The sequence below is a fragment of the Streptomyces sp. NPDC046122 genome (genome assembly GCF_056429965.1).
This window is the reverse complement of record NZ_JBWKLQ010000002.1, coordinates 955585-975324: the sequence shown is the minus strand read 5'-3', so window position 1 is coordinate 975324 and position 19740 is coordinate 955585. Positions and strand designations below refer to the sequence as shown.

The following is a 19740-nucleotide window of genomic DNA, read 5'->3' as shown; positions in this document are numbered from 1 at the left end:
TGTGCTCCCATGCCGGCCCACTGGTGTCCCTGGCCGGGGAAGACGAACGCGACCTTGCCGTCCACGTCCGCCGTCCCGGTGATCAGCTCGGCGGCGGACTCACCCGCCGCCAGCGCCCGCAGGGCGGCCGTCGCGGCCGAGGCGTCGGCCGTCCCGGCCACCACCACGGCCCGCTCGCCGAGCGGCGCACGGGTGAACGCCAGCGCGTGTCCGAGGGCGACCGGGTCGGCGTCCTCCGCCACGCCCAGCACCTGCTCGGCCTGGGCGCGCAGCGCGTCCGACGTCCTGGCGGACACCGGCCACGGTACGACGGCCGGTGCGGCGTCCGGCGCGGCGGACGACTCCTCGGCGACCGCGGCCGGTGCCTGCTCGATGATGACGTGGGCGTTGGTGCCGCTGACGCCGAAGGACGAGACGGCGGCCCGGCGCGGGCGGCCCAGCTCGGGCCACGGGCGGGCCTCGGTGAGGAGCTCCACGGCGCCCTCGGACCAGTCCACCTTCGTTGACGGCCGGTCCACGTGCAGGGTCTTCGGCAGCACCCCGTGACGGATCGCCTCGACCATCTTGATGACACCGGCGACGCCGGCGGCGGACTGGGCGTGCCCGATGTTGGACTTCAACGAGCCCAGCCAGAGCGGCTGTTCGGTGTCCCGCTCCCTGCCGTACGTCGCGAGGAGCGCCTGTGCCTCGATCGGGTCGCCCAACATCGTGCCGGTTCCGTGGCCCTCGACCGCGTCCACGTCGGGGGACAGCAGATGGGCGTTGGCCAGCGCCTGCCGGATGACGCGCTGCTGCGAGGGGCCGCTCGGTGCGGTGAGGCCGTTGGACGCGCCGTCCTGGTTGACGGCGGAGCCGCGTACGACCGCGAGCACGGGGTGGCCGAGCCGTTCGGCGTCCGACAGGCGTTCGACGAGCAGGACGCCGACGCCCTCCGCCCAGCCGGTGCCGTCCGCCGCGTCCGCGTACGCCTTGCAGCGGCCGTCGGCGGCGAGGGCGCGCTGACGGGAGAACTCCACGAACGAGGTGGGCCGCGCCATCAGCGCCACACCGCCCGCGAGCGCCATGGTGCACTCGCCGTTGCGCAGTGACTGGGCCGCCAGGTGCAGGGCGACCAGTGAGGAGGAACAGGCGGTGTCGACGGTGAGCGCCGGGCCTTCGAGACCGAACGTGTAAGAGACCCGGCCGGAGGCGACGCTGCCCGCCGTGCCGGTGCCCCGGTAGCCCTCGGACTCCGCCGGTGCGGACACCACCTGGGACCCGTAGTCGTGGTACATCACGCCCGAGAACACGCCCACCGACTGGCCGCGCAGTCGCGCCGGGTCGATGCCGGCCCGCTCGAACGCCTCCCACGAGGTCTCCAGGAGCAGCCGCTGCTGCGGGTCCATCGCGATGGCCTCGCGCGGCGAGATGCCGAAGAACTCGGCGTCGAAATCGGCCTGGTCGTAGAGGAAGCCGCCCTCGCGGACGTACGAGGAACCGGGCCTGGCGCCCTCCGGGTCGTACAGCTCCTCCAGGTTCCAGTCGCGGTCCTCGGGGAAGCCGGACACCGCGTCCGTGCCCTGTTCGACCAGGCGCCAAAGGTCCGCGGGCGAGGCGACGCCGCCGGGCAGCCGGCAGGCCATGCCCACGATGGCGATCGGCTCGTCGGAGCCCGCCACCTCGGGCCGCACCTCCTCGGCCTCGGTCGCGGCGCCGGTCAGCAGGGTGTGCAGCAGGCGGGCGACGGCCTGGGGGGTCGGGTGGTCGAAGGCGAGCGTGGCGGGCAGCTTGAGGCCCGTCGTCTCCGTGAGGCGGTTGCGCAGTGTCACCGCGTGCAGCGAGGTGAACCCGAGGTCCTTGAAGGCGCGCTCCGGGCCGACCTGTGCGATGCCGCCCAGGTCGCGGACCCGGGCGGCCTCCGTGCGCACCGTTTCGAGGAGGATGCGCAGCTGCTCCGCGTCGGCCAGCGGGGCCAGCCGCTCGCGCAGGGCGGCGGCGACCTTGGTGTCGGCGGAGGCGGGTGTGGCCGAGGTGTCGATGAGGCCGCTGAGCAGCGGAGACACGCCGCCCGTCGCGATGGCCGCCGTGTCCATGGCCATCGGGAGGCTGTGGGCCGGGCCGGCGAGCTGGGCCGCGTCGAACATCGCGAGTCCGTCCGCGGTGCTGAGGGTGCCGACGCCCGCGGCCGTCTCTCGCGACCGGTCGATGGCCGCCGTCGGCTCCCACGGGCCCCAGCCCAGGGACAGCGCCGGCAGATCGCGGTCGGCCCGGTGCTGGGCCAGCGCGTCCAGGAAGGCGGTGTACGCGGACCGGTCGCCCTCACCGGGCGCCCCGAGGAGGGTGTCGGCCGACGAGCACACCACGAACGCGGCCAGGTCGTGGCCCCGGGTCAGCTCGTGCAGATGCAGCAGGGCGCCGACCGCCGACTCCAGGGCGCGGTCGGGGCGGTGGGTGAGCGCGGTCTGCCAGCCGTGCGCGTGCACGACGGCGGTCAGCGGGCGCTCGGCCCGTTCCAGTACGGCGGCGAGCGCGGCCCGGTCGGCCGGGTCGCAGGCGGCGGTGGTCACCTTGGCGCCCAGTGCGGCCAGTTCGCCGCGCAGCGCGACGAGGGCCTCGTCGTCGGCGTCGTACGAGCCGATGAGGAGCAGTCGCCGGGCCCGGTGCCCGGCGACCAGGTGGCGGGCGAGCGCGGCGCCCTGCGCGCTGTCGGCGCCGGTGACGACGACGGTGCGCTCCGGGTCGAGGGCGGGCCCGACCCGCGGCTCCGTGCTCGCCGCGACGCGGGCGAGGCGGGGGAGCAGCGGCACTCCGGTACGGATGGCGAACTGCGGCTCGCCGGACGCGAGCGCCGCGGGCAGCGCCTCCAGGGACGCGGGGGCCTCGTCGAGGTCGACCAGGACGAGGCGTCCCGGGTGGTCGGCCTGGAGCGCGCGGAGCAGACCCCACACCGGGGCGTGCGCGATGTTGTGGAGCGTCTCGTGAGGGCCTGCGACGACAGCGCCACGGGTGGCGACGGCGACACGGGTGCCGTCGAGGCGTTCGTCGGCGAGCCAGCCGGCGAGCCGGTCGGCCAGTTCACGCACCGTACGGGCCACGGCGCCCGCGAAGTCGGCGGCCGCCGCGGCCTTGGGCACGTCGAGGCCGAGCACCACGGTCCCGGGGGCGGACTGCCCCGCTCCGAGGGCCGCGAGCCGGGCGTCGAGCCCGGCGGCGAGCGCCGCCGCGTCGGGACCGGAGACCGTCCACGGCTCGGGGGAGGCACCGGCCGCGGGCAGGGTGAGCGGAACCCAGTCGAGGCGCAGCAGCGACTCGTAGTGGCTGCTGTTCGCCGCGCGCAGCCGCATGGGACCGTCGAGCAGCCGGTGCCGGGTGATCTTGCCGGACTGGGTGCGGGGGATGCGGGCCGTCTCGTACAGCTCCTCGGGCACCTTGTAGTACGCGAGCCGCTCGCGGCAGGCGGCGTACAGGAGCTCCGTGTCGATGTCCTCGGGGCCCGGCACCAGGAAGGCGACCGGCACCTCGCCGAGCACGTCGTGCGGCTTGCCGACGACGGCGACGTCGGCGACGCCGGGCACGGAGCGGAGCACTTCCTCGATCTCGCCCGGGTGGATGTTCTCGCCGCCGCGGATGATGAGTTCCTTCAGACGCCCGGTGACGGCGAAGTAACCGGCCTCGTCGCGGCGCGCCAGGTCCCCGGTGCGGTACCAGCCGTCCCGCAGCGCCTCGGCCGTGGCCTGCGGGTCGTTGTGGTAACCGGCCATCACGTTCGGGCCGTTGACCCAGACCTCGCCCTCCTCGCCGGTGGCCACGTCGGCCCCGGACTGCGGGTCCACCAGGCGTACGTTGACGCCGGGCACCGGCAGTCCGCAGGAGCCCTCGACGCGGGCCCCGGTCGGCCAGGTCATGGTGATGGAACCGCAGGTCTCGGTGGAGCCGTACGCGTCGAGCAGCGGGGCGCCGTACGCCTTCTCGAAGGCGGTGTGCAGCGCGGCGGTGGTGACCGCGCCGCCCACCAGGCACACGCGCAGCCTCGGCGGCGTGAAGTCCGGGTGGGCCGCGGCCCGCACCAGCTGGTGGTAGAGCGTCGGCACGCCGGCGAGGAACGTCGAGTCCTCCTCGCGCACGGCGGCGAGGACGTCCTGGGCGGCGAACCCGTCGACGAGCCGCACGGACGCGCCCACCGCGGTGACCGCGACGACGCACACGATGTGCGACAGGCTGTGGAAGAGCGGCAGCGGCCACAGGACGCGGTCGTCGGCCGACAGCTCCGGAATGGGCACGTAGCTGGCGGCCACCGACCACAGCGCGTTGCGCTGGGTCGAGAGCACGCCCTTGGGCTTGCCCGTGGTGCCCGACGTGTAGAGCATCCACGCGACCTCGTCGAGGCCGAGGTCGTCGCGCGCGGGGGCGGGCGGCTCGGTGGTGGCGAGGACCTCGAAGGACAGGGTGCCCGCCGGGCGTTCGGCGCCGGTGACCACGACGCGGACCGACCGGTCCGTGCCGAGCACCCGCCGCACCTGGTCCAGGTGGGCCGCGTCCGTGATCACCACGCGGGCGCCGCTGTCGCTGAGCAGGTGGGTCAGCTCGGAGTCCGTGGAGCGCGGGTTGAGCGGTACGCCGATCGCCGCCGCCCGTACCACGGCGAGATAACTCTCCACGGTCTCGATGCAGTTGCCGAGGAGGAACGCGGCCCGGTCGCCCGGCTGGAGCCGGAGGGCCGCCAGGTGCCCGGCGATCCGCCCGGTACGCGCCGCCAGCTGCGACCAGCTGACGGCGCGGCGGGCATCGCGATAGGCGATCTTGTTCCCGAAGCGGTTCGCGTGCGCGGTGAGCAACTCCGGCAACGGTCGGATCAGCTCGGTTCGCAGCATGTTCCCCACACCCCTCGATAACACGGCAACAATGAATTACGTCTTTGAGAATCTGTTGTCCTGAAGCCTGCTCTACAGGACAACATTCTCGTTGTTGCCGCCGCGCCCGTAACCCCAGTCGACCCCCCTATCAGGGCCCTGACTTCGGGTGCGGAGAAGGTAGGTTGTGCCGCCCAATAGTGGGAGTTATCAGCCGGGCCTAGCATTCAATCGCGCCCGCGTCGTCAGAGCAATAGTCCGGGCATCCCCGCTGGTGACGAACTGAGGTAACCCGATATGACGCACCGTTGGATCCACGCACGCGTGTCCGCCCCCCACGGGACGGGCAGCGCCGGCATCACCCGCCCCGAACCGCCGGAAAGCCTGCTTGAGCTGGTACGCGACCTGCGTGCCGCCGACGGGGGCAGCCGGTGGTTCCTCCACTGGACCGAGCTGGGCAAGAACCCCGAGATCGGGCTGTGGGCCAGTTCCTCGGAGCCGGTTCTCCACGAAGTGAAATCCCGATTGCTCAAGGAAGTGTCCCCGTACGGAAATCCGCCGGTCGTCGAGGAATTGCGGGAAGCCGTTCCGCATCACCCGCTGGCCTGCGACATCGAATTCCACGACGACGTCGCCATGGCGTCCAGTGAACTCGCACTCGCCGTCGCGCGGGAACCGGTCGCGCCGTACAACGCGCAGCTCGCCTTCACCATCTGGCATCTTCGGCACGTCGTGGCGCTGATTCCGGAAGCGGCCCGCAAGGGATTCCTCTTCCAGTGCTGGCAGCACTGGACGGAGGGCCTCACGCCGGCGCAGCGCACCGAGCTGAGAGACCGCGGCGGTCCAGCGGCGGGCGCCCTCGCCGAGGGGCTGCCCGCCATGGGGAACGAGACGGCCCGGCGCTGGGACGACTACCTGCGCACCCTGCGCCGTACGGCCAACTCGTGGGCGGCCGAGGGCGCGCCGGTCAACTACCTGCTCTTCGACCACGCGCACCTCACCCACCGCAGGCTGCGCATCCCCGCCGTCACGGAGGCGATGGCCGCCCGTACCGTCCGCGCGGTGCTCGACTCCTCCGGCGCCGACGTCCAGCCGATCGCGGTGCCCTCGGCCGGGCTCCAGACCGCGTGACCGCCCCTCTTCACCGGCCCCGTAACGACCGCAGCGGCCGCCACCGCAGGACCGCCGAAAGGACACCCCGATGAGCCAACTGCTCGTGCCCCGCCACCAGGTGGAAGTGGGCCTCGGCGACCGCGCGTACACCGTGCACATCGGTGCCGGCGTACGCGACCGGCTCCCCGACATCGTCCGGGACACCGGCGCGCGCCGCGCCGCCGTCGTCTCGGCGCGCCCCGCCGGCCTGCTGCCGCCGCTCGGCATCGACACCCTGTGGCTGGAGGCGCAGGACGGCGAGACGAACAAGAACCTCGCCACCGTCGCCGAACTGTGCAGCCGGTTCGCGGAGTTCGGCCTCCACCACGGCGACGTGGTGATCTCCTGCGGCGGCGGCACCACCACCGACGCCGTGGGCCTCGCCGCCGCCCTCTACCACCGGGGCATGCCGGTGATCCACCTGCCGACGACCCTCCTCGCCCAGGTGGACGCCAGCATCGGCGGCAAGACCGGAGTGAACCTGCCCGAGGGCAAGAACCTCGTCGGGGCGTACTGGCAGCCCCGCGCTGTCCTGTGCGACACCGACTTCCTCGGCACCCTGCCCGAGCGGGAGTGGACCAACGGGTACGGCGAACTCGCCCGCTGCCACTTCATCGGCGCCGAGGGACTGTACGACCTGCCGCTCGCCGAGCGCATCGCCGCGAGCGTCCGGCTGAAGGCGTCCGTCGTGGCCAAGGACGAACGCGACCAGGGCGTGCGCCACCTGCTCAACTACGGCCACACCCTCGGTCACGCCCTGGAACGCGCCACCGGTTACCGGCTGCGGCACGGCGAGGCGGTGGCGATCGGCACCGTCTTCGCCGGCCGGCTCGCCGGCGCCCTGGGCCGGATCGACGCCGCCCGCGTGGAGGAGCACCGGTCGGTCGTGGCCCGGTACGGACTGCCGCTCGGCCTGCCCCCGGGCGTCGGACACGACGAGCTGGTGCGGTACATGCGGCGCGACAAGAAGGCCGACGGCGGCCTCGCCTTCGTCCTGGACGGCCCGGCGGGTGCCGAACTCGTACGCGACGTCCCGGAAGCCGTCGTCCTGCGCACCCTGGAGGCGATGCCCGTCGACGACCGGCCGTACGACTGACGCCGGTGCGGCCGCACCGCATGCGAAACGGCCCGGACGCGGCATCGTCCGGGCCGTTTCGCATGTGCGGGGGGAGAGGGCGGAGCGGTTACGACGCCACGCCGCCGGCGACCGTCTGCCCGGACGCCGCGCAGAACGACACCACCTCCGCGGGGCGGTTCAAGATGGCCACGGGACCGGCCGCGAGCAGCGCCTCCTCGTCCACCCCCGCCCACAGGGCGGCCACCGCGGCCACCCCGGCGCCGTGGGCGCTCTGCAGGTCCGTCACCGCGTCCCCGATCATCACCGTCTCCTCGGGGCGCGCGCCGAGCACGGACACGGCGAGCCGCACCATGTCCGGGGCGGGCTTGGGGTGCGCCACCTCGTCGGACCCGATGATCGTCTCGAACATGGAGGCGAGCCCCAGCTGCGCGAGGAGCGCCCTCGCCCGGTCGCCCGCCTTGCCGGTGGCGACCGCGAGCGGTATCCCCCGTCCGCGCAGCTCGCGCAGCATCTCGGGCACCCCGTCGAAGACCGGCACCTGCGACGCGAGCCGGTAGCTCTCGCGGACGAACGGCGCCTCCATCTCCAGCGGCAGCCCCATGATCTTCATGATGTCCGGGAAGTACCGGCCGAGATGCCGGTTGTACTCCGCGAACGGTGCCTCCCCGGCGCCGACGACCTCCCGGTACGCGACGCTGAACGCCTCCCGCATCACCTCGTAACTGTCGACGAGCACCCCGTCGAGGTCGAAGACGACCGCCCGGAAGCCGGTCCCGGGTATCGGCACCGGATACGCGGAAGGCCTGAGGGTGTCAGGCATGGTGATCCTCCGTGTTCAGTAGGGTCGAGTGGGGCACCGGGCGGGCCGCTCTTGTGGAGCGCGCTCCGATCCGGGCCCTGCGGGCCGAGCGGTAGATGCGCTCGATCACCGCGATGGTGCGGCGGACCTCGTCGACGGTCCGCCCCTGTGACGCCGGGTCCGCGAGGAGCCCCGGCAGCTCGTCGAGCTGCTGGAGGTACTCCGCCCCGATCTCCTCCTCCGGCAGCGGCACCTGGGTCTCGACGCCGTCCCGCACCCGGACCAGCGAAGAGCCCTTGCGCCGGTTCGGGCTGAAGCCGAAGGTGCACGTCAGGGTGGCGCTGCCGGCACTGCCGTCGACCCGGATGCGGGTCACGTCGTACGGCTCGTGGGACGCCCAGCTCGCCCGTATGGCCACGGACACACCGTCCTCGGTCACCAGGAAGCCGCGCGCGGTGTCCTCGACGTCGCCGTCGGAACCCGCGTCCCTCGGGGCGTCCTCGCGCCAGGCCGCCTGCGAGGAGCGGTCGTTGACGAAGTCGTCCGACACCGTCCCCACGGCCTGGTCGAACCCCACGGGACCCAGGATCGGGCCGACCGTGTCGAGCAGGTGCCAGCCCAGGTCGACCAGCGCCCCGCCGCCCGCGAACTGCCGCTGGGTGAACCAGCCGCCGGCGTCCGGCACGCCACGGGCCCGCACCCACGACAGCTCCACGTGCCGCAGCTCCCCCAGGTCCTGGCGTACGACCCGCCGCAGCGCCGTCACGTCGGCGCGGTAGCGGGCCGCGCTGCCCGCGAGCAGCACGGTGCCGCCCGCCCGCTCGGCGGCGGCGAGCTGCTCCGCCTCCGCCGAGTTGAGGCACACCGGCTTCTCCAGGAAGACGGGGATGCCCATCCGCAGCAGCCGGCACGCGACCGTGCTGTGCAGATGGTTGGGCACCGCCACGACGGCCAGGTCCGTGCCGCCGCGGTTCAGCTCGGAGACGTCGTCCAGCAGCCGCGTACCCGCCCTGTCCTGGGGGATCTCGGCCCGTGCGGCCGGATTCGGATCCACCACGGAGGCCACGGCGAACGAGGGGTGCTGCCGCAGCCGGGGAAGCCAGATGGACTTGGCGGCCCATCCGAGGCCCACCACGCTGGTGCGGACCGGAGGGCCGTCCGGTCCCCGCACGCCCACCGGGCCGTTCACGTCCGTGCGACCACGTCGGCGACGACCTCGGCGACGGCGTGCATCTGCTCCTCCGTGCCCAGCAGGGTGCGGTGGTGCAGCCAGACGCAGTCCGCATTGATGGCCTCGGTGTTGGGGCACCTGCGGGCCACCTCGTCGACGGTCTCGTCGGGCGCCGCGTTCTCCCAGAAGCCGTCCGAGCGGTAGATCGCGCGGAACGCCACGAAGGCCGGCACGCCCCGCGCCACGAGCTCCTCCACCAGCGCGTTGCGCTTCTCCTCCGCGATGCCCGGCAGGCGGAACATCTGCATGTAGTGCGGATTGGCGGTGACCCGCTCGTCCCGCGACTGCGGGACCACGCCCGGGATCTCGGCGAGCAGTCCGGCGAGCAGCGGCGCACGCTGCTCGCGCAGCGCGATCTGCTCGTCGAGGCGGCCCAGCTGCGCCCTGAGCACGGCGGCGGAGAACTCGTTGAGCCGGAAGTTGGACCCCGAGGTCTCGTGGAAGTACTTCTTGTCGGTGCGCGACCTGCCGCAGCTGTGCCGCAGGAACGCCTCCTGGTACGTCGCCTCGTCCGGGAAGGTGACGGCGCCGCCCTCGCCGGCCGTCATCAGCTTGCCGTTCTGGAAGCTGAACGCCGCCACCGAGCCCAGCTCGCCCGCCTTGCGGCCGAGCCACTCCGCGCCGTGGGCGTGCGCCGCGTCCTGGATCAGCGGCACACCGGTGTCGGCGGACAGCTTGGCCAGGGCGTCCATGTCCGCGAAGTGCCCCGCCATGTGCACCGGCATGATGGCGCGGGTGCGCGAGGTGACCGCCGCGGCGGCGGCCGCCGGGTCGAGGCAGTACGTGTCCGGGTCGACGTCCACCGGGACGGCGACGGCGCCCAGGCGCTGGGCGGCCTGGGACGAGGAGATGAAGGTGAAGGCCGGGACGATGACCTCGGTGCCGTGGCCCACCCCGAGCACCTGGAGGGCGAGTTCGAGCGCGTGGGTCCCGTTCGTCACCGCCAGGGCATAGGGAGCGCCGTGGCGCTCCGCGAACTCGCGCTCGAACGAGTCGACCTCGCTGCCTCCCATGCGCCACCACTGGCCCTGTTCGAGGGCGCGGATCAGACCGGTGCGTTCCTCGTCTCCGTACTGCGGCCACTGCGGGAGATCCGCGAGCAGTTGCTGCGCACGATCATTCATGACGGTCCATTCTCTTGGGGATGAATGCGGCCCGGAGAGTCTGGAAATGTTCCGAGAGGGCCCGGTACTGTTCCGGCGGACCGCTCGGACAGAGGCGCATTCTCTTCCGGGGAATATCACGCTAGCGCGCGGACCACATCCGTTCCCATCCCCTACGGGCCCCACTATCACCCCCCTTACTTCGGGGTGCGGGGGCCTGCAATTACCCCCGCCTATTGCGCAGCTGATACAACCTTCAGGGGGAAACCCTGAAGTCTGCCAAGTTCGCGAAGTTCGCCAAGTCCGCGAATCCTGAACCGAGTGCGAGGTGAGTCATGAGCGCGATACTCCTGCTGAACGGTCCCAACCTCGGAATTCTCGGGCAACGTGAGCCCGAGGTGTACGGCACCGACAGCCTGGCCGACATAGCGCAGGCCGTGCGGGAGGAGGTCGCCGGACCCGACTGGAAGGTCGTGTCGATCCAGCATGACTCCGAGGGCGACCTGGTCCGGGCCGTCCACGACAACTACGACACCGTCGGCGCCATCGTGAACCCCGGCGCGCTGATGGTCGCCGGCTGGAGCCTGCGCGACGCGCTGGCCAACTACCCGAGGCCCTGGGTCGAGGTGCACCTGTCGAACGTGTGGGCCCGCGAGCAGTGGCGCCACGAGTCCGTCCTGGCCCCGCTGGCCTCCGGCGTGGTCGTCGGCCTCGGCGCCCTCGGCTACCGGCTGGGCGCCCGCGCCCTCCTCGCCCTCGCCGCGCGGGAGAACGCGTGAAGACCGCGGTCACCTGCTCCCAGCAGTGGATACGGCGCTACCACCCCAAGCCGGACCGCCGGATGACCCTCGTCGCCCTGCCGCACGCCGGCGGCGCGGCCAGCTACTTCCACCCCCTGTCCGCCGCGCTCGGTCCCCACATCGAGACGCTCGCCGTGCAGTACCCGGGCCGTCACGACCGCAGGCACGAGCCGCCGGTGGAGGACATCGGAGCCCTCGCCGACCGCGTGACGGACGCGCTGATGCCCTGGGCGGGCCCCATCGCCCTGTTCGGGCACAGCATGGGCGCGACCGTCGCGTACGAGGTGGCGCGGCGGCTCGAAGCCGGCGGCGCCCCGCCGGCTGTCCTGATCGTCTCCGCGCGGCGGGCGCCGTCCGCCGTACGGGACGACCGGTTCCACGAGCTGGACGACGAGGCCCTGCTGGCGGAGATGCGGGTGCTCGGCGGGAGCGAGGACGCGATGCTCCTCGACGAGGAACTCGTCCGGCTGACCCTGCCCGTGCTGCGCAGCGACTTCCGGGCGGTCGCGGGCTACCGGCACTCCGGCGGGAAGCCGCTGACGTGCCCGGTGTCCGCGCTGGTCGGCGACAGCGACCCGAGAGTCACCGTCGACGAGATGCACGCCTGGGCGCACCACACCGACGGGGAGTTCTCCCTCCGCGTCTTCGGCGGCGGCCACTTCTACCTCGCCGACCACCAGGAGGCCCTGACCGGCCTCTTCCAGACGACCCTCGAACGCCTTATGCACTGAAAGGCAGTCTGCTCATGTCCCTGCGAGACGCGACCCCCCTCACGCGGCTGGTACGAGATGAAGCGGCCCCGCTGGAGGAGATCCTCGACCGGGTGAGCGGTAAGTGGACGATGCGGATCCTGTCCGCCGTGCGCGGACCGCGACGGTTCACCGAACTGGAGCGCTCGCTGGACGGGATCAGCAGACGCATGCTCACCCTGACCCTGCGCAACCTGGAGCGGGACGGCCTGGTCGTCCGCACGGTCTACCCGACGGTCCCGCCGAAGGTCGAGTACGTGCTCAGCCCGATGGGCTGCGAACTGCTCGACTCGTTCGCGCCGCTGACGGCGTGGGCGGAGCACAACCTGGCGTCCCTCGAAGCGGCCCGCAGCGCCTATCGCGTCCGCGCCGTCGCCTGAACGCGCAGATTTCCGAGAAATATCCTCAGCACCTCGCCGATCGGTTCGGGAAAGGCGCCCGGGTCCGCGGAATCCCCGTCGTGGGATTCCGCGGCCGGATCTGCGGCCGGCTCCACGGCCGGAATTCCATCGGCAGTACGTGCGTCCGTCGACTGCATGAGATCCACCTTCGGCAGGCGAGATAGTGAATTCGAATGTAAGAGCCGCGCAATCCGGTCAAGAACCCCCTACGCACCCCTTCGTACGGCCGGATCGCGTCGCACTCCGCCCGGGCCGGGAGATCACGTGAGTTATCTGGGAATAGATGTGGGCGGCACCAAGGTGGCGCTGCGACTCGCGCCGGCCGGCACGGGCGAGCAGCGGGAGACCGTGTTCCACTGGCCGGACTCCGGCGGGGTGGACGCCGACATGGACGTACTCGCGGCCGGCATCGCCGCGCTGCACCGCGCCCCGGCGGACCCGGTCACGGCGGTGGGCGTGGCGGTGCCCGCGACGCTGGACGCCGCGGGGCGCGTACGGGGATGGCCCAACCGGCCCTTCTGGCAGGGCCTCGACCTGCGCCGGCTGCTGACGGACCTGCTGCCCGGGGCCGAGGTGCGCACCGCCGACGACGGCGACCTCGCCGCGCTCGCCGAGGCGGACGCGGCGGGCTGCCGGGACCTGGTCCACTTCGGCGTCGGTACGGGCATCGGCGGCGGCATCGTCCTCGACGGCAGGATCTGCCCGGGGACCGCGCGCGGTTCCTGCGAGGTGGGCCACCTGATCGTGGACCGGGCGGGGGAGCGGTGCGACTGCGGGCGGCGCGGCTGCGTCCAGTCCGTCGCCTCAGGGCGCGCCGTCCTGCGGCGAGCGGGCGAACGCCTGGGCCGCGACGTCGGGTTCACGGAACTCCGGGCCGCCTGGCTGGCCGGTGAGCCGTGGGCGGCCGGCGCGGTGACGGACAGCGCCGAGGCGCTCGCCGCCGCGGCCGTGGGCCTGACCGAACTGGTGCATCCCCGGCTCGTCACGGTGGGCGGCGGTTTCGCGGCGGGGCTGCCCGGCTACGTGGAGGCGGTGGCCCGGCACGCCGGCGAGCTGGCCAGACCGGCCGGGCCCGAGATCCGCGTCCGCCCGGCGGCGCTGGGCGGACTGTCGTCGCTGGACGGGGCGGTGCTCCTGGCCAGGACCGGGCCCCGCTGACGGACCGGGAGGCCCACCGACCGCACGGGGGGAACGGCACGACCGCGCCCGGCCCGTTCCCTCCGGCACCCGTCACCCGCGCCACCGCGACGGCCCCGCCGACCGGCGCACGTCACGCGTTCCGCGCCGGCAGGCCGGTCGGCCGCCCGTCACCCGCAGCAGGCGCCGGTACCCCCGGCGGCGTCCCTCACGCGTAGCCGCGCCGGTACGCCGGCCGCGCCCGGCCGCCCGGTGCGCCCGTGGCGCTGAGCCTGCTGCACCGGTGGGCGGCCGAGGGGCGCGGGATCGTACGGGTGGCCCAGCGGGGCCCTGAGTCGGGAGCCAGCGCCGGGTCCTGGTTGAGGATGGCGAGTTCCAGCTCCCGCAGCTCCCGCCCCGGGTCGAGGCCGAAGTTGTCGAGGAGAGTGCTCCGGGTGCGCTGGTAGGCGGCGAGCGCGTCGTGCTGACGGCCGCAGCGGTACAGCGCGAGCATGAGCAGCCCGCAGATCCGCTCGCCCGCCGGCTCGGCGGCGGCCATCGCCTGCAGTTCGCCCAGGACTTCCTGGTGCCTGTTCTGGTTCAGCGCCTCCCGGGTGCAGTCCTCGAAGACCGCGAGGCGCACCCCGGCGACGGCCGTGAGTTCGGGCCAGGCGATGCCCGCCTCCGTGAGGTCGCTCAGCGCGGGCCCGCGCCACAGGGCGAGCGCCGCGCGCAGCTGCGCCAGCCCCGGCTCCTTGTGCCCTGCCCGCAGTTCGGCCCCGCCCTGCTCCACGAGGCGCCGGAACCGGCCCAGGTCGAAGTTCTCGGGCTCGATGCCGAGCCGGTAGCCGGGCGGGCTGGTCGTGAGGGTGACGGCCCCCGAAGGGCCCGCGTACCGCTCGATGACCTTCCGCAGACCCGACACCGCGTTCTGCACCATTTTCCGCGAGGTCGCCGGCGGGTCGTATCCCCACAGGGCGTGAATCAATTTACTGGTCGGTACTACTTCGTTCGCGTGCAGCAGGAGAAAAGCCGCTGTGGCGCGCTGGTTGAAGCCTCCCAAATTAATGGGGGTGTCGTTCGAGAATGCATTCAAGGGACCGAGCAATTCGAATCGCACGCTGGCTCACTCCAGCCGAAGTCGAGGTTCGGACGCTTCCGCCGTACCACCCCTCACAGTAAACAAACCCAGCGACCGGTTTGTCAATCTCAAGGACGCCTGAATCGCTCGGACTTGCGAGCGCCACGTCATTGCAGGTCAGCGCCTTGTTCTGGAGATCTTGTGCACCCTCCTTGATCGCTGGGACCGTTTCAAGATCGCCTGGAAGCGGTCCAGCACCTCTCCCGAGGGCCCCGGTGGAGCTCCCCGCGACCCGATGGGCGGTCAGTTGCCGCCCAGTGGACGCCGGAAAACCCGGGACCCCTGAGGGGTTGCTAGCTTCCGAAGTGCCGCCACATGCCGAGGGTCAAGGGAATCGGCTCGAGCAGCGGCTTTCGGATCCTTTGGACCTGTCAAAACGGGAGGTGGCCAGTGGAACTGGTCGAACGCGCCGAACAGGCAATGCATTTGAAACAGATGCTCATGGAATGCGAAACAAGGAAAGGCAAGGTGGTACTGCTCGACGGCCCGTCGGGCAGTGGCAAGACCGAGCTGCTGCACCGGGTCGCCGCGCACGCGTCCCGCACCGGCGGCCTGGTCCTGCGCGCCGCCTGCTCCCGTGCCGAACACGCCCTTCCGTTCGGGGTACTGGGACAGCTGCTGCGCAGCGCCCCGGTCCCGGACGAGACGGCCGCCGAGTTCGAGGAGCTGCTCCGCAGGGCCGCGGCCACCCAGGCCACCGACCCCGCCGCCGGCTCCGGCACGTACCGCTCGGAGGCCGGCGCCGGCGCGTCGGTCATCGGCCCCGAACTCGCCCGGCTCCTCGCCGACGTGACCCAGGCGGTCCTGCGACTCGCGCAGCGCGCCACCGTGCTCCTCGCGGTCGACGACGTCCGGCACGCCGACCGCTTGTCCCTCGACTGCCTGCTGTACCTGGCCCGGCGCACGGGGTCCACCCGCGTCATGGCCGTCCTGACGGACGACTCGGAGCTCCCCGACGGGCGCCCGATGTTCCGTACGGAACTGCTCGACCAGCCGCACGCCCACCGCACGGCGCTGACCGCACTGACCGAGGCGGGCGTCGCGGGGTTCCTCGCCGCGCACCTCGACCGCCCGAGCGCGGAGCGCCTCGCCCCCGAGTTCCACTCCCTGGCCGGCGGCAACCTGCTGCTCCTGACGGCGCTGCTCGACGACCACCGGGCCACCGGCGGCGTCCGCCGCGAGGGGTACGGGCGCGCGGTGCTTCGCCAGACGAGCCGGGTCGACCCGCCCGTGGCCGCCGCCGCCCGCGCCCTGGCGGTGCTCGGCGGCTCCGCCAGGCCCGACCGGATCGCCAGGATCGCCGGCATCGACCCGGCCCGTGCCGAGTCGGCCCTGCGCACCCTCGCGGCCGCCGGACTGGTCAACGGCCTCGCGTTCCGCCACGACGTCGCACGGCAGAGCATCCTCGACGACCTGCCCGCCGACGAACGGGCGACCCTGCGGATCAAGGCCGCCGAGCTGCTGTACGAACAGGGCTGCCCTGCGCCGGAGACCGCGGCGCTGCTGGTCGAGGCGGACCGTCCGGCCGCCGCCTGGAGCGTCGACGTCCTCCTGGAGGCGGCCGAACAGGAACTCATCGCGGGCCGTTCGCACCGCGCCGCCGCCGCCCTCGAAGCGGCCCTGCGCGCCCGGCCCGAGCCGGCGGCCGAACACGCCGCGATCGAGGCCCGCCTCGTCCAGGTGCGGCGCCTGTCCGACCCGGCGACGGCGGAGAACCACCTGGCCGCGCTCGTCACCGCCGCCCGCGACGGCGACCTCGCTCCCGCCCACACCGTCGACCTCGTACGCCAATTGCTGTGGCAGGGGCGCACCACGGAGGCCGGTGAGCTCCTGGAGCGGCTGCGCGGCACGGAACTCGAACCGCACGGCGAGGTCGCGGCCCTGCTGCACGACACCGAGCAGTGGCTTGCCTGGACCCACCCGACGCTGGCGCGCAGGGGTCGCAAGCCCCGGGCGCCGCTGCCCGCCGACGCCGCCGCGCAGCCGGCCGACCCGTGGTGCCGGCCGACCGCGCTGCTCGCCGACGCCCTGGTCAACGGCCGCAGCCACGACGTCGTGCAGCGGGCCGAACAGGTGCTCAAGGACCGGGGCCCGAGCTACGACATCACCTGGCCCGAGGAGCCGGCGCTGCTCGCGCTGAGCGTGCTGCTCAACGCCGACCGCCCGGACGCGGGGGCCTGGTGCGACCGGCTGCTGACCGAGGGGCACACCCCGTACTCGCCGACCTGGATGGGCCTGCTGTCGTCGGCCCGCGCCGAGGCGGCAGTCCGCCAGGGCGACCTGTCCCGGGCCGTCGACCACGCGCAGCTCGCCCTCAGCCATGTGGCGCCCAACGCCTGGGGGGTCGCCCTCGGCGCCCCGCTGAGCACCCTGGTCCTCGCCACCACGCGGATGGGGCAGTACGACGAGGCCGAGTCGTATCTGACCCGGGCCGTGCCGAAGGCCATGTTCCAGACCCGCTACGGGCTGCACTACCTGCACGCGCGCGGCCAGTTCCACCTGGCCACCGGCCACGACCACGCCGCGCTCGCCGACTTCCTCGCCTGCGGCGAGCGGATGCGCGCCTGGGGCATCGACGTCCCCGGCGTGGTGCCGTGGCGCACCAGCGCCGCCGAGGCGTGGCTGGAGCTGGGCAACCGCGAGCAGGCCGCGCGGCTCGCGTACGACCAGCTGGGACGGCCCGGCAACAGCGGCGCCAGGACCAGGGCGGCGGCGCTGCGGGTGCTGGCCGTCGGCGGGCCCGTGGGCCGGCGGCCGCAGATGCTGACCGAGGCGCTCGACCTGTTCGAGCAGTGCGGGGACCGTTACGAGCAGACCAGGGTGCTGGCCGACCTCAGCGACGCGTACTCCGAACTCGGCGACAACCGCAGAGCCAGGACCCACGCCCGCCGGGCACGCCACCTCGTCACCCTCTGCGGGGCCGCGCCGCTCAGCGAGGCGCTGCTGTCCTTCGGCGACGAGAGCGACGAGCCGGCCGGGGCGCACCCCGCGGTCACCGACAGCACGCTGCTCACCGGCTCGGAACGCCGGGTCGCGGCGCTGGCGGTGGGCGGTTACACCAACCGTGACATCGCCGCCAAGCTGTTCATCACGCCGAGCACAGTGGAACAGCACCTCACCCGTATCTACCGGAAGTTGGGCGTCACCTGCCGCAAGGACCTGCCGATCGAACTGACGATGAGCGGTGTGGAGGCGGTGGGCGCCGGAGGCGAAGCGTGAAAGGGCCGGGCGGTCCGCCGATGCGGACCGCCCGGCCGAGCGGCGGTTCAGACGAGGTGCGGGCCGGCCACGTGCCGCCGGTACCAGGGCAGCCCCGCGACGAGTCCCGCCGCGAAGCCGGGACCCGGCTCGATGCCGAGCCGGCGCCAGATGCGGCTGCTCTCGTACCAGTGGTCCTCGGTGAGCAGGGCGTGCTGGTGCGCGGAGAGCGCCGGCAGGACGCGCGCCGCCAGTTCCCGGTGCGCGGCGCGCGGCAGGTCGGACCCCGGGAGCGCCAGGTCGAGCCCGCGGCACACCTGGGTAACCATCGCGCGCAGGGTCACGGGACGCGGGTGGTTGACGTGGTACACAGTGCCCCGGTCCTGCGACCAGTCGCTCCGGGAGAGCGCCGCGACGACCCGGGCCAGATCCCGCACCGCGACCAGCGAACTGCGCGCGCCGCCGCCGTCGGGCCACACCGGCACCTTGCGCAGCAGCCGGTAGAGCAGCGGTACGAACCACTTGTCCCCGGGGCCGTGCACGAGATGGGGCCGCAGCACGATGCCGCCCCGGGCGAGCACCGTCTCCTCCGCCCTGAGCCGCGACGCGCTCGCGGGCGACACCGGCGCGGGAACCAGCTGGTTCTCGGTCACGCCGCGGTGGGGCCCCGTGCCGTAGACGGAAGCGGTGGAGACGTACAGGATGCGCGCGGTACCCGCCGCGTCCGCCTCGCGGGCGAGAGCCCGGGTGCCGATGTCGTTGACCGCGGCGCACAGCGCCGCGTCGCGCCCCACGTAACTGGCGAGATGGAGAACAGTGCCGACGCCTTCGCAGACACCCCGCAGCCCGGCCGGATCGGTGAGATCGGCGGGTATCCTCCGCGCACCCGCCGAGGTCATCCAGTCCGGCAGCGGACGTCGCGCGAGCACCCGCAGCTCGGGCGGGGGCGCGCCGGTGGAGGCGGGTCTCAGCAGTTCCCGCACGACGGCGCCGCCGATGAACCCGGTCCCTCCGAGGACCAGGACCGCGCCCGGCTCAGATCGCAAGGACCTTGACCTTGCACGTCGCGACCGTGGTGCCGTTCTGGTCGAAGCGCACCGAGACGGTACGCGGGCCCGCCATCTCGGCCGGTTCGGTGTTCGCGGTCACGAGGCAGGCGCTGTCGAACTCGACGTACTGCTCGAAGGTGGCGTCGCAGGCCACCGCGAGCCCCTCGGGCTCCTGGAGCACGGCCAGGGCCGCCTGGCGCGCGGCCTCCATGAGGACCATGCCGGGCACGTGGTCCACGGGGTGGTCGAAGAGCACGGGGTGGTTCTGGTCGGCGCGCAGCGTCCAGACGCGCTCGACGCCGGTCGCGCAGATCGTCACGTCGGTGGTCCGCCGCCGGCCCACGAGTTCCGGCGTGACCGCCTCGGGCAGAGGGCGCTGCGGGCCGCCCTCCGCCTTGTCGCCGCGGACCCTGCTGTAGACGGCGGGAGCCATGCAGGCCATCGTCACCGCGCCGGAGCCGATGACCCGGCCGTCCCTGCGGCTCTCGATCTGCGCGGAGTACGCGCTGACCGTCCTGCCGCGCCGCTTGATGTCGGAGCACCGGACGTCGAGCAGTACGTGGGCGGGGCGTCCGGTGAGCAGGGCGCCCTCGGCGGTCATGTCGTGCGAGACGGTGTGGGACAGGAACTGATAGCCGATGGGCACGTCGTACGCCTGGTGGGAGATGAGCAGCAGGGCCTGGCGTATCGATTCCGCGAGGAGCATCGGATCGTGCCAGCGGTTCGCGACGGGCCCGTAGTAACTGTGGCTGCGGGGCCACTGGGCCCCCACTCTGAAGTGGTCCGCGTCGATTCTCTGTATCCCGGTCACGAGGACCTCGGACACCGCGGCCCGGTGCACGAGCGTACGCGGAACGGTCTGGAGGAAGAGCTCGGGTGCTTCGACCGACGACGAGAGATCAGCCTGGTCGAGGAGTGTCGCAACGCGCATCAGGGGCCTCCTGAAGGTGAGTTGAGCAGGACGGAAGTCGAGCTGTGGCACGAGAGGCTTGGTGGAGCGAGGCAAAACAATACTAGCTAGTTGGTTTTTTACGAGAGGTGTGAGCAAAATTGGTGAGCGAGCGGTCGCGGTGCCCCACAAGGGGGGCGAGGCG

General features: G+C 72.9%; 14 protein-coding genes. 7 read left to right on the top strand and 7 right to left on the bottom strand.

Features of this window, described 5'->3' with window-relative positions; genetic code table 11:
• On the bottom strand, nucleotides 1–4850 hold a 4850-nt coding region (locus AC07FK_RS09225), incomplete at its 3' end, for a beta-ketoacyl synthase N-terminal-like domain-containing protein (protein WP_479103886.1).
• A gap of 303 nt (nucleotides 4851–5153) precedes the next feature.
• On the opposite strand from AC07FK_RS09225, the gene AC07FK_RS09220 reads away from it, so the two are divergent.
• Nucleotides 5154–5960 (top strand): hypothetical protein, encoded by an 807-nt coding sequence (locus AC07FK_RS09220; protein ID WP_479103885.1) that lies wholly within the window; start codon nucleotides 5154–5156, stop codon nucleotides 5958–5960.
• Nucleotides 5961–6030: 70 nt separating this feature from the next.
• Nucleotides 6031–7077 (top strand): 3-dehydroquinate synthase family protein, encoded by a 1047-nt coding sequence (locus AC07FK_RS09215; protein WP_479103883.1) that lies wholly within the window; start codon nucleotides 6031–6033, stop codon nucleotides 7075–7077.
• 88 nt (nucleotides 7078–7165) lie between these two features.
• Here the strand turns inward: AC07FK_RS09215 and AC07FK_RS09210 are convergent, their stop codons facing one another.
• The 3 genes from AC07FK_RS09210 to AC07FK_RS09200 are packed head-to-tail and all read right to left on the bottom strand — an operon-like array spanning nucleotide 7166 to nucleotide 10213.
• Entirely contained in the window at nucleotides 7166–7879 is a 714-nt protein-coding gene (locus AC07FK_RS09210) for an HAD-IA family hydrolase (RefSeq protein WP_479103881.1), read from the bottom strand.
• Entirely contained in the window at nucleotides 7872–9047 is a 1176-nt protein-coding gene (locus AC07FK_RS09205) for a Gfo/Idh/MocA family protein (RefSeq protein WP_479103879.1), read from the bottom strand. The genes AC07FK_RS09210 and AC07FK_RS09205 overlap by 8 nt, the downstream gene beginning before the upstream one ends.
• Nucleotides 9044–10213, bottom strand: coding sequence for a DegT/DnrJ/EryC1/StrS family aminotransferase (locus AC07FK_RS09200; RefSeq protein WP_479103877.1), 1170 nt, complete (start codon nucleotides 10211–10213; stop codon nucleotides 9044–9046). The genes AC07FK_RS09205 and AC07FK_RS09200 overlap by 4 nt, the downstream gene beginning before the upstream one ends.
• A gap of 314 nt (nucleotides 10214–10527) precedes the next feature.
• On the opposite strand from AC07FK_RS09200, the gene AC07FK_RS09195 reads away from it, so the two are divergent.
• From AC07FK_RS09195 to AC07FK_RS09180, 4 genes are all read left to right on the top strand, one after another.
• Nucleotides 10528–10971, top strand: a complete 444-nt coding sequence (locus AC07FK_RS09195) for a type II 3-dehydroquinate dehydratase (protein WP_479103875.1) — start codon at nucleotides 10528–10530, stop codon at nucleotides 10969–10971.
• A complete protein-coding gene (locus AC07FK_RS09190; RefSeq protein ID WP_479103873.1) occupies nucleotides 10968–11723 on the top strand; it encodes a thioesterase II family protein in 756 nt (251 codons plus the stop codon). The genes AC07FK_RS09195 and AC07FK_RS09190 overlap by 4 nt, the downstream gene beginning before the upstream one ends.
• 14 nt (nucleotides 11724–11737) lie before the next feature.
• The gene (locus AC07FK_RS09185) at nucleotides 11738–12121 is read left to right on the top strand and encodes a winged helix-turn-helix transcriptional regulator (RefSeq protein WP_479103872.1); all 384 of its coding nucleotides are present in this window, start codon (nucleotides 11738–11740) and stop codon (nucleotides 12119–12121) included.
• A 285-nt stretch (nucleotides 12122–12406) separates the two neighbouring features.
• Nucleotides 12407–13300 carry an ROK family protein gene (locus AC07FK_RS09180; protein ID WP_479103871.1) on the top strand — a complete coding sequence of 298 codons (894 nt, stop codon included), beginning with the start codon at nucleotides 12407–12409 and terminating at the stop codon, nucleotides 13298–13300.
• A 187-nt stretch (nucleotides 13301–13487) separates the two neighbouring features.
• Here AC07FK_RS09180 and AC07FK_RS09175 read toward each other — a convergent pair whose 3' ends face one another.
• Nucleotides 13488–14354 carry an AfsR/SARP family transcriptional regulator gene (locus AC07FK_RS09175; protein WP_479103870.1) on the bottom strand — a complete coding sequence of 289 codons (867 nt, stop codon included), beginning with the start codon at nucleotides 14352–14354 and terminating at the stop codon, nucleotides 13488–13490.
• Between the two features lie 435 nt (nucleotides 14355–14789).
• Between AC07FK_RS09175 and AC07FK_RS09170 the strand changes: the two genes are divergently transcribed.
• Nucleotides 14790–17618, top strand: a complete 2829-nt coding sequence (locus AC07FK_RS09170) for a helix-turn-helix transcriptional regulator (protein WP_479103868.1) — start codon at nucleotides 14790–14792, stop codon at nucleotides 17616–17618.
• A 47-nt stretch (nucleotides 17619–17665) separates the two neighbouring features.
• On the opposite strand, the gene AC07FK_RS09165 is transcribed toward AC07FK_RS09170, so the two are convergent.
• Entirely contained in the window at nucleotides 17666–18643 is a 978-nt protein-coding gene (locus AC07FK_RS09165; protein ID WP_479103866.1) for an NAD-dependent epimerase/dehydratase family protein, read from the bottom strand.
• Nucleotides 18633–19577: a ScbA/BarX family gamma-butyrolactone biosynthesis protein gene (locus AC07FK_RS09160; RefSeq protein WP_479103864.1), complete on the bottom strand. Its 945-nt coding sequence runs from the start codon at nucleotides 19575–19577 to the stop codon at nucleotides 18633–18635. The genes AC07FK_RS09165 and AC07FK_RS09160 overlap by 11 nt, the downstream gene beginning before the upstream one ends.
• Nucleotides 19578–19740 lie beyond the last annotated feature (163 nt).